This is a genomic window from Nocardiopsis sp. MG754419, from assembly GCF_018207095.1.
Taxonomy (GTDB): Bacteria; Actinomycetota; Actinomycetes; order Streptosporangiales; family Streptosporangiaceae; genus Nocardiopsis.
Genome location: NZ_QOCZ01000187.1, coordinates 1 through 9356, shown reverse-complemented (window position 1 = coordinate 9356; position 9356 = coordinate 1). Strand labels below are relative to the sequence as shown.

The following is a 9356-nucleotide window of genomic DNA, read 5'->3' as shown; positions in this document are numbered from 1 at the left end:
ACCCAGGGTTCCTCCTCCAAGTCCGCGACCTTGACGATCTCGTCTGCGGCCAGGGGATGTCCTTCGGGCAACACCACGCCCAGACCACGGCCCCTGCTGATGCCCTGCACGTTCAGGCCGGTCAGGTCGTAGTCCGGCAGGCCCTGCCCCCTGGCGACGACGGCGACCTCGATACGGCGGCCGCGCAGAAGACGCAGTTGTTCAGGGGTGGAGGCCTCCCGCAACGCCAGGAGGAGGGCGGGGTGGCGTCGGCTCAGCCGGGACATCGCCTGGGGGATCACCGAGGCCGCGGCGATCGGGTAGGCACCGATGGTCAGGCGACCGGCCAGCCGGTCTCTCAACCCGTCGATCTCGAGCTCGGCGGCCCGCACGTGCGCGACGGCCTTGGCCGCGTGCCGCAGCAGAGCCTCCCCTGCGGAGGTCAGGGCCACGCCCCGGGCATGACGCTCGAAGAGTCGTGTCCCCACCGTCTGTTCCAGGGCACTGATCTGCCGGGAAATCGCCGACTGGGTGTAGGAGAGGGAGTGGGCCGCGGCGCTGAAGGAGCCTTGATCGGCGACCTCGACCAGGACGCGCAGTCCGGTGAGGGAGAGATCCGGGGGACGCCCTGCGTGGTGCGAGGGGGCGGGTACGGCAGTGCCCCGCGAGCCGTCAGGTGCGTCCCCCATGTGCCTCCCCATCGGAGTGGGTCCCACTTTCTCCCATATTAAGGTCGGTTCCCCGCCGCGTACGGGCGGCTCCGGCCGGTTCTGGTGCGTGTGCCGCTTGGATCTCTCGCGCGCGGGGCTCGGTCACTTCGGGGTGAGACCACCGTTCTCGGCACCTACCGCGTAGCGACCCCCGGTTCGCCGGGAGGGGGCACCGAGGCCGGGATCAGGCGTCCTTGGCGCCCAACTGCTCCAGGAAGTCACGGAGGTCCTGTCGGACGAACTCCTCGATGATCCTGCCCTGGTCGTCGAACCTGAAGATGTTGATCAGATCCCACACCACTCGAGCGCCGTTGGGCTCCAGGGTGCCCACAGGTGACTGCGTGAACGGGCGAACGAACGTTCCTTCGATCCAGGTCTGGCAGGCCAAGAGGTCACCTTCGACGAGGACGATCCCGCGTCGGATGCTCCGGTCGTCGAAGGCCGCACGGACCGACTGGAAGTAGGCGTTCAGTCCGGCATAGTCCGCTTTCCAGCCTCCCGGGCCATCGAACGTGAATTTCTCGGCGTTGAAGTACGAGTCCAGCTCCTCCTGCGGGCCTTCACCGGATACCTCCATTTCCCCGGCCCTGACCAGGCGGGCGACCAGTTCGTCTCGGGTGTACTCGGACATGGGTCTTCCTTTCAGCGGAGTGATTTCCTCCAGCCTGTATTCACCCTTCTCCTCGCACAAGCGCAAGATTTTCACTCCAGGTATGCGGAAACCGCATGCCTGTCACCACTCGGCCCACGGGTGGCCGCTGCCCCGGTGAGGGAGGCGCCCTGGAGGGAACGGTCGCAGAGAGAAGTTCCGGAGGCACCTCCCGTCACGCGCAAGAGCGCGTCGCCGCCGAGGAGGTGACGAGCAGGCGTGGCCACTCGTCGCCGACCGCTCGCGGAACGTGGTCGCCGAGGGTAGACCGACACCGCGCCCGGTGCGCGTCCATCGTCGCAAGGCTTGTGGGACTCCAGCGCCCTGGTCGGATCCCGGCACACAGCGCGATCTCTACCGTGAGTCAGAACCGCCCATAGTCGGTAGACCCTGCAACCCCTGGTGGCGGGGATCCCCCCGATCAGCGACGAACGCGGACCTCGCAGGCGCGGAGCGGCCGGTCTGCGCGGCGACAACAGCCACGACTATGCCCGCTAGCGCCACCGGCTGCGCAGGCGGGGAATCGTCCGCCGCTCCCCCGACGGGCGGCCTCGGACGCCTCATTCTTCTTCACTCATCTCCCCACACCGCCCTTCGGAACTCCCTCACCTGAGAAATATTCGTCGCCCACTCAGAGATACGCATGCCATCCTCACTGACCACAGATCGAGGTTCTATGTGCCGCCACGGTCTCTCCTCGTCGAATTCCTCGCCCAGCTCATCCAAGAAGAGAAGTCGGTTCTGTGCATACACATCATTCCCGTCTCGATACACAGGCCAACAGACGATGAAAACGGATGGTGCGACGGGTGCTCACCGGCCTCGTCGAGACCACCTGACCCGGCCCGCGGGCCCGGTACCACCGCCGTGGGGAGCACACTCGCCGTCGAGACCCGGGAGGGTTGCACGGGTCCACTGACGCGACCGTGACCGGTGAGCTCTCGCGTCACCGCCGGCCATCGCACTCCCCCATCGGTGTGCACGCACCACCCCGGAACCCGCGCCCGCGACGGTGGGGCCTCACGGCGTCCACGCGCGGCGCCGCCTCTTGAGCGGTCGGCATCGCACGTGCGCGGCGTTCCCCACCCTTCGAGCGGGAAGGCGCCCCGGGTGTCCTCTCACCCGGGGCGCCACTCCGTACAACGGCTCAGTGTCGAACGGCGCCTTCGGCGGCGGACCAGTACAGCGCGTGGGCCACCTGCCCGAACGAGCCCTTCGGGTGGTTGCGGAACAGTGGTTCGGTGCCGAACAGCACCACACCGGCGCCGGGTTCGGCGACTCCGCTGACCACGGACGCCCGCCCGGCCGCGGCGTCCTGGCCACCGGCGCCGCCGGATCCAGGCCGCCAGTGCCCGGCCACCAGCGGCCGCTCTGCGGCGTAGGACTGCTCCACCGTCACCTCCGGTCCGAGGTCGGTGAACCAGCCGGGTGCGTACACGAACCCGTATCCGCCGGTGCCCCCGAGGGCGCCGTCACCGTCGTCCACACGGACCACGCCGTTGGCGTCGGATCGGCCCGCGTTCCGCGTGACGTCGAGCAGCCCGGCCTGGTCGTTGAAGCGAGCACCGGTCCCGCCGCGCGCCACCACCCCACCGCGCTCCAGGAACGTGTCCAGGGCGGACCGTGCGCTCTCGTTCAGGTCCGCGTGGACCAGCCCGCTGGACACGTAGAGCACGTCGGTCTCGGCCCAGTCGAACCCGTCGTTGAGCACGGAGGTGGACACTGTGGTCACGTCGAAGCCCAGTTCACCGAGGGTGAAGACCTCATCCGCGGCGCCGGCCACCGCCACCCGGACCGGTTCCAGGCCCGGGCCGTCGGGTCGGTCGTCGGCCGGGGTGAAGACCACGCCGTGGCGTTCGGACACCTCGGTCACCGCCTCCGCGGCCGAAGCCGGAACCCACACCGCGCCCCGGCCGGCCTGGACCGGTTCCGTACCGGCCGCGACCAGGTCGTTGAGCGCGGCGACGTCGGCCGCGTCGTCCAGGCGCAGGATCCAGTCGCCGTCACCCTCCACGGCGCCGGTGGGTCCGGCGGCCATCACGGGGGTCCCGGTGGGCGGCTTGGCGTCGGTGGCGGTCACGGTGGCGCCCCACAGCCGTCCGTGGCTCCACCCGGAGATGTCGTACATCGCCTCGACGTCATCGCTGATGTCGCGCCCGTCCTCCAGCAGCACGTTGGCCATGCCGCGCTTGGGCTGGTGCATGTCGACCACGTAGGACCCGGCCGGGTAGGTGGTCCCGTCGAGGTCGACGTCCTCCTCGGTGCGCTGGACGCGGACGTCGTTGGCGACGAGGAAGTCCACCAGGCGAGCGGCGGCCGGGGCCGAGCGTTGGTCCGCTCCGGCGGGGATCACGTAGCCCCGGGGGAAGTCGGTGGTGTACACGTCCTCGGGGCCGAAGCCGGGCACCCAGTCCTCGGGCGGGACCACCTGGTCCTCACCGTGGGCGCCACGGCGGAAGACCTCGATCTGGTCGCCGACCAGTTCCTCCCGGTGGTCGTGGGCGAAGTCCAGGGTGGCCTCGATGGTGGCCGCGGAGATGTCGGTGTTGATGGCGCTGCGCCGCCGCAGCTCCTCTTCGGGCCGCTGGTAGTCGGCGTTGTTGACGCGCATCGGGAACTCGATGGTGGCCGCGGCGACGGCGCCCTGGTAGGGGGCGTACATGGGGGTGAAGATGGGCGGCCAGTCGTCCCAGCCGTCGTCCCGGTCACGGAAGGGGATCTGGGGCGGTTGCACTCCGTCGTCCTCGGAGGTGTATCCGAGGTCGAGCACGGCCTGTTCCATCGCGAGCGCGTTCGCGTAGGTGTGCTTGATAAAGAGGTCATACTCGTAGTTCTGGCCGTGCGGCGGGGTGGCGGGCTCGATGAGGGTGCCGTTGACGTACCCGTGCTGGTCGATCATCACGACCGGCTGCGTGTCGATCAGGATCTGACGGATCGCCGCCGACTCGGGCTGGGAGACGGTGACGAAGTCGCGGTTGAGGTCGAACCCGGCGCTGTTGGCCCGTGTGCCCGCCACCCGGCCGTCGGGGTTGGCGGTGACGGTGAAGTACAGGCGTGAGGACGCCAGCAGTTCCTCGGTGCGCTCGTCCTCGGCGGTGGCCAGTTCCTCGATGACGCGCAGGGAGGCGTCGGTGCCCTCCCACTCGTTCCCGTGGATGTTGGCGTTGACGTGTACGGGCGTCTTGTACCGGTCGGTGAGGGTGCGGTCCCGTGCGGCCCGGTCGGGGTTCTCGGCGATGAGCTCACGCATGCGCTGCTGGTGGCGGGCCTCGGCGCGGGTCTCGGGTGCGGTGAGGGTGACCAGGTACAGGTCCCGCCCCTCCACGGACGCGCCGATGATCTCCGCACTGACCCGGTCGGAGGTCTGCTGGAGATCGTTGAGCGTCGGCGCGATGTCGTGGTACGGGACCAGGCCGAGTTTGACGGAACGGTCGTCCGGGTCCTCTGGTGGGACCGGCAGGTCGTTCCGGCGAGGGTAGGCGGCGTCGGCCTCGACCCCGGGCGCGGCCGGCGGTGCGGCCAGGGGCGCGGCGGTGAGGGCCTCCGTGCCGGCGGCCGTCTCGTTGCGTTCGGCGCCGTTGGCCTCCTCCCGCGGCTCGGCGAGGGCGGGCGCGGTCGCCGTCGCCAGGCCGATCGCCACGAGGACGGCCGTGACTCCGACGAGGCTCGTGGCACGGGTGGTGGGGCTGCGGTCCGATCTCGGACCTGGGGGATGGGGCACGCCGGCTCCTTCTGTGGTTTTCGACGTTCCTACCTCCCCGGGGCGGCCACCACAAGAGGTGTGGACGCCACCTGGGCGTTTCCTCGGATGAGCAAGAACGACGCGGGGTCGCGGGGCCGCACCGCCGCGTTGTTCCGGCGATCCGTCGGTGCGGCGTTCTAGTCTGCGGGTGACGGACCCGGAATCGGACCAGGAGTGCGCACATGAGAGCCCACCGTCCCCCGACCGCCGAAGCACTGACCGACGCCCCCGCCGCGGACTGGACCACGGTCCGGGAGGAGCTGGCGACGGGCACCGACACGTACTGGCTGACCGTCCCGCGCGCGAGCGGCGTTCCGCACACCCGACCGTTGTTGGTCGTGTGGACCCATGGCCTGGCGCACTTCGCCTGTGGGCCCGCGACCGCCAAGGGCCGGTTGTTGGCCGGCGCTCCCCCGGTGAGTCTGTCGGTGTCCACCGCCCACCGGGATCTCGTGGTGGAGGGCTCGGTGGGGCGGGTGAGCGATGCCGAGCGGGTCCGTGCGGTGGCCGAGACCTACCCGGTGGTGTACGGGTGGGCGCCCCGGCCCGAGGGCGACCTGCTCACCGGCCCGGAGGGCGCACCGACCGCGGGACCCCCGCCGTACGCGGTGTTCGCGGTGGTGCCGAGCACGATCTACACGTTCCCGACCGGCGATGTCGGTCATGGCGCGACCCGTTGGCGATTCGCCGATGGATCGGGAGCGCTGGGAGGTGAGGACGGGTGATCATGGGGTAAAGCTCCGGAGGACCGACACCGAGCGACCTACGCGTCCTCCACAGCCCCCCAGGAGCCAGAAGTGCGTATCAGTATCACCCTCTCCATCCTCGTCCTGCTGTGGTTGGCGATCGGCCTGGTCGCGGCCGTGCAACGCGGTTACTTCAGTTCCGCGGACACCAACTGTTCGACGGTGGGCAGCACCGTGGTGACCGTTTTCGTCGGCCCGCTCAACTACGTCGGCGTGAACCCGATCGTCGACTGCCCCTCACTTCCCCAGCCCTCGGAGTGATCGGCGGCCATTGCACGCACACCACCCGTCCGGTCGAGCGTGTCCGTAGTTCCGCCACGGCGGACTCGGGCAGGTTGACCAGGACGGCGGTGTGCGCCAGCGCGAGCATGGGGCCGTCGCTCACGCTGTCGCCGTAGGCGGCCACGACCTCTGCCCCGATCCCGGCCTCCGACAGCATCGTGACCTTGTGTTCCCCGCGACAGTGCCGGTCGGCCACCAGCCCGCCCAGGCGTCGCCGCAGGGTGGAGCCCACCACCCGGATCCGCGGGTCGATCTCCCGGCACAGCGGAACGGCGAGGAGTGCGGCGCTGCCGGTCACGACCGCGACCTCGTGGCCGGAGCCCAGGTGTGCGGCCAGTGCCGCGGCCCCGCCGGGACGGAGCCGTTCCCGCACACTCCCCCGGCGGAGGTGGTCGCGCACGATCCGGTCCAGGTCCCGGTCGCGGAGACCGACGGTGCCCGCCCACAGCAGGAGCGCACCGGCGTGGACCCGCCGGCGGGGGAGGCACACGAGTACCGCCACCACCGGGGCGAGAAGGACGGCCACCCCCAGGCGCAACGGATTCCGCCGCAGGAGGTGCGCGGTGAACCGACCGAACGAGTCGTGGTCGATGAGGGTGTCGTCGAGGTCGAACAGCGCCCAGGGCACGTTTCTCCTTCGGTGGGGATCGAGGACCATCCTCGCGTGACCGAGGCCTCATCGTCCTCACCGGGCGGCGCGGACACGGCGCGGCCGTGGCCGTCGAGCACCGCCCCGGTCCTGGTCACACGGTCGTCATCGTCGGGTGTGTCACCGGTGCCTGCGGTGGCGTACGGACGGTTCCCGGACTCGCGCGCCCGGGGACGGGGGGCGAAGCGGGGCGCCGTGTGGGCGGGTGCCGCGACAGCGGGCAGGATGGCGGGCATGGATGTTCTCAGCAGTCGCGTGATGATCCACCCCACAGATCCCGCGCGCAGTCGTTCCTTCTACCGTGACGTTCTCGAACTGGCCGTGTCCCGCGAGTTCGGGCCCCCCGACTCCCCCGGCACCGTGTTCTTCCTCGGTAACGGCCTTCTGGAGGTGTCCGGGCACGCCGAATCGACCGGTGTGCCGTCGATGTCACTGTGGTTGCAGGTGCGCGACGTGCGCGCCGTCTACGCTCGGGCGACCGCCCTGGGCGCCCGGGGTCTGCGCCCGCCACAGAAGGAGTTCTGGGGGCTGGTGGAGGCGTGGATCGCCGACCCGGACGGGGTGCGCATCGTCCTGGTCCAGGTCCCCGACGACCACCCGCTCCGCCGCGACGATCGCCGGTTCTGACCGGTCGCTCCGGCCCCGTCCGCTCCGAGGAGCGGACGGGGCACCACGCCCGACCGTGCGACGCCCTCCCGTGACGGCGCGCGAGGCGCGGGGCGCGGCTGCCCCGCACGGCGCCCCACGGTCACCGGCGACGGCGTGCCACGGTCAGCGCCGCGGCGCCGGAACCCACCAGGACGAGAGCGGCGAGCACGAGCCCGGCCAGCGGCGCCCCCGTCACCGGCAGCGCGGGCCCGGTCGCCGGCTCGCCTCCCCCGCCCGGCGACACGGTCGGGGCCGGTCCGGACGTCGGACCCGGCTCCCCGGAGGGTCCCGGACTCACGGACGGACTTGGAGTCGCGGACGGGCCAGGAGAAGGCTCCACCGTCGGGCTCGGCGACGGGGTCGGCGACGGCGAGGGACCCGCGGTCGGCGAGGGTGAGGGGCTCGCCGTCGGACTCGGCGGCTCCGTCGGTGACGGGCTCGGCGAGGGAGAGGGAGACGGGCCGGGCTCCTCGATCTCGGTGTCCACGCAGGCGGTCCGGTCCTCGCCCGCTCCCTCGGTCGTCTGGTGCACCACGGCACAGTTGTGGATGTGATCGCCCGGAGGCCCGTCCACGCTGAAGACGAACTCCAGCACGACCGACTCGCCGGGGGCCAGACCGCCGAGCTCACAGAACAGGACGTCACCCTGACGCACGCACTGCTCGGGCACCTCCACGGGTGAGGCCTCACCGATGTCGATCGGGTCGAGGACGGTGACGTCCCCGCTCGTCTGGTCCCCGTCGTTGGTGACCGTCACCGCGTAGGTCACGGTGGCGCCCGGTGTGGTGACGGGCGGACCGGCCTTCGCCAGGCGAATGTCACTCTCGGGCACCTGCGGCGTGGGGCCGTCCCCGTCGTCCACCACCGTCTCGACGCAGGACACGTTGTTGTCCATGTCGGTCTCGCGGCTGCCCGTGTAGACCGTGGCGCAGTTGTCGATCACGGTGCCCTCCGCGAGGTCGGCGTCCGTGTCCACGGCGAAGGTCAGCTCGACGCTCTCCCCGGGGCCCAGCGTGCCGAGTCGGCAGCTGATGGTGAGCCCCGACGGGGGGCACTGGTCCGGCAGGTCGGTGATGGACACCAGGTTGCCGTTGGTGGGGTCCTGGACGAACACGTCCACGGCGTCCGACGGACCGTTGTTGGTCACCACGACGGTGTAGACGATGCGACCACCGGGCAGGACCGTCGCCGGCCCGGTCTTGGTGATCTCGACATCGGTCCGTGTCTGCGCGATCGACACCAGTTGCGTGGACCCGGGGGCGGTCCCCGGCGTGGTGGAGGTGGCCACGGCCCGATTGACGATGTTGTCCCCGTCGTCGAGCGAGGGGTCGACGTCGACCGGGAGCGTGTACCGCACCGACGCACCGGGGGCGAGCGTCACCCCGCCCGCGCCGCTGCACTCCACCGTCGAGCCGCTCGCCTCGCAGCCCTCCGGCAGGTCCCGGGCGGTGATCCCGTCACCGAGGGTGTCGGTGACGACCACGTTCTCGGCCGCCTCGTCCCCGGTGTTGGTCACGGTGAGGACGTACTCGGCGGGCGCGCCGATGATCAGGGGGTCCGGGGAGACGGACTTGGCCACCTGGAGGGCGGGGGCGAGCCGTGCCTCCCGGTCCACTCCCGATGGTGCGGGGCCCGTGAGCGCCGTCACCGCGAACGCGGCCGTCAACGCCCCCACAGCGCCCCGGAGGATCCTCGATGTCGTCAGCCGCACGCCCTGCCCCCGTGGTTCTCCCTGGTGGTTCGACCACCAAGATCAACACACGCGGGGCCTCCGAGCACCGAAGAACACGGGTGCACCGGCGATGATCTGGGAAAACGCTCGACCGGTGCACACGTCTCGGTGGTCTCGGGGCTTTCGTCCTCCGCCGAGTTCGCGCCGCTCGACGGGGCCGACGCGCGGCGACACGCCGAACCCCGGTTCCGGCGGCGACATCCCCGATCGGGCGGGGAG

Annotated in this window: 9 protein-coding genes; 3 read left to right on the top strand and 6 right to left on the bottom strand. The window is 70.9% G+C overall.

Going from position 1 to position 9356, the window contains the following annotated elements; genetic code table 11:
- From DSY14_RS24945 to DSY14_RS24930, 4 genes are all read right to left on the bottom strand, one after another.
- On the bottom strand, window positions 1-668 hold a 668-nt coding region (locus DSY14_RS24945; protein WP_211719062.1), incomplete at its 3' end, for a LysR family transcriptional regulator.
- A 205-nt stretch (window positions 669-873) separates the two neighbouring features.
- Window positions 874-1320 (bottom strand): ester cyclase, encoded by a 447-nt coding sequence (locus DSY14_RS24940; RefSeq protein WP_211719061.1) that lies wholly within the window; start codon window positions 1318-1320, stop codon window positions 874-876.
- Window positions 1321-1908: 588 nt separating this feature from the next.
- Window positions 1909-2127: a hypothetical protein gene (locus DSY14_RS29665; protein ID WP_374224056.1), complete on the bottom strand. Its 219-nt coding sequence runs from the start codon at window positions 2125-2127 to the stop codon at window positions 1909-1911.
- A 358-nt stretch (window positions 2128-2485) separates the two neighbouring features.
- The gene (locus tag DSY14_RS24930; protein ID WP_211719059.1) at window positions 2486-5059 is read right to left on the bottom strand and encodes a M14 family zinc carboxypeptidase; all 2574 of its coding nucleotides are present in this window, start codon (window positions 5057-5059) and stop codon (window positions 2486-2488) included.
- Window positions 5060-5262: 203 nt separating this feature from the next.
- On the opposite strand from DSY14_RS24930, the gene DSY14_RS24925 reads away from it, so the two are divergent.
- Entirely contained in the window at window positions 5263-5805 is a 543-nt protein-coding gene (locus DSY14_RS24925) for a pyridoxamine 5'-phosphate oxidase family protein (RefSeq protein ID WP_249188427.1), read from the top strand.
- A 72-nt stretch (window positions 5806-5877) separates the two neighbouring features.
- On the top strand, window positions 5878-6087 hold the full coding sequence (locus DSY14_RS24920) for a hypothetical protein (RefSeq protein WP_211719058.1): 210 nt from the start codon (window positions 5878-5880) through the stop codon (window positions 6085-6087).
- Here DSY14_RS24920 and DSY14_RS24915 read toward each other — a convergent pair.
- Complete coding sequence (locus DSY14_RS24915) at window positions 6026-6736, bottom strand: HAD-IB family phosphatase (RefSeq protein WP_211719057.1); 711 nt, start codon at window positions 6734-6736, stop codon at window positions 6026-6028. The genes DSY14_RS24920 and DSY14_RS24915 overlap by 62 nt on opposite strands.
- A gap of 255 nt (window positions 6737-6991) precedes the next feature.
- On the opposite strand from DSY14_RS24915, the gene DSY14_RS24910 reads away from it, so the two are divergent.
- Window positions 6992-7384, top strand: a complete 393-nt coding sequence (locus DSY14_RS24910) for a VOC family protein (protein WP_211719056.1) — start codon at window positions 6992-6994, stop codon at window positions 7382-7384.
- 121 nt (window positions 7385-7505) lie between these two features.
- Here DSY14_RS24910 and DSY14_RS24905 read toward each other — a convergent pair whose 3' ends face one another.
- Complete coding sequence (locus DSY14_RS24905; protein ID WP_211719055.1) at window positions 7506-9080, bottom strand: DUF11 domain-containing protein; 1575 nt, start codon at window positions 9078-9080, stop codon at window positions 7506-7508.
- Between the last annotated feature and the right edge of the window lie 276 nt (window positions 9081-9356).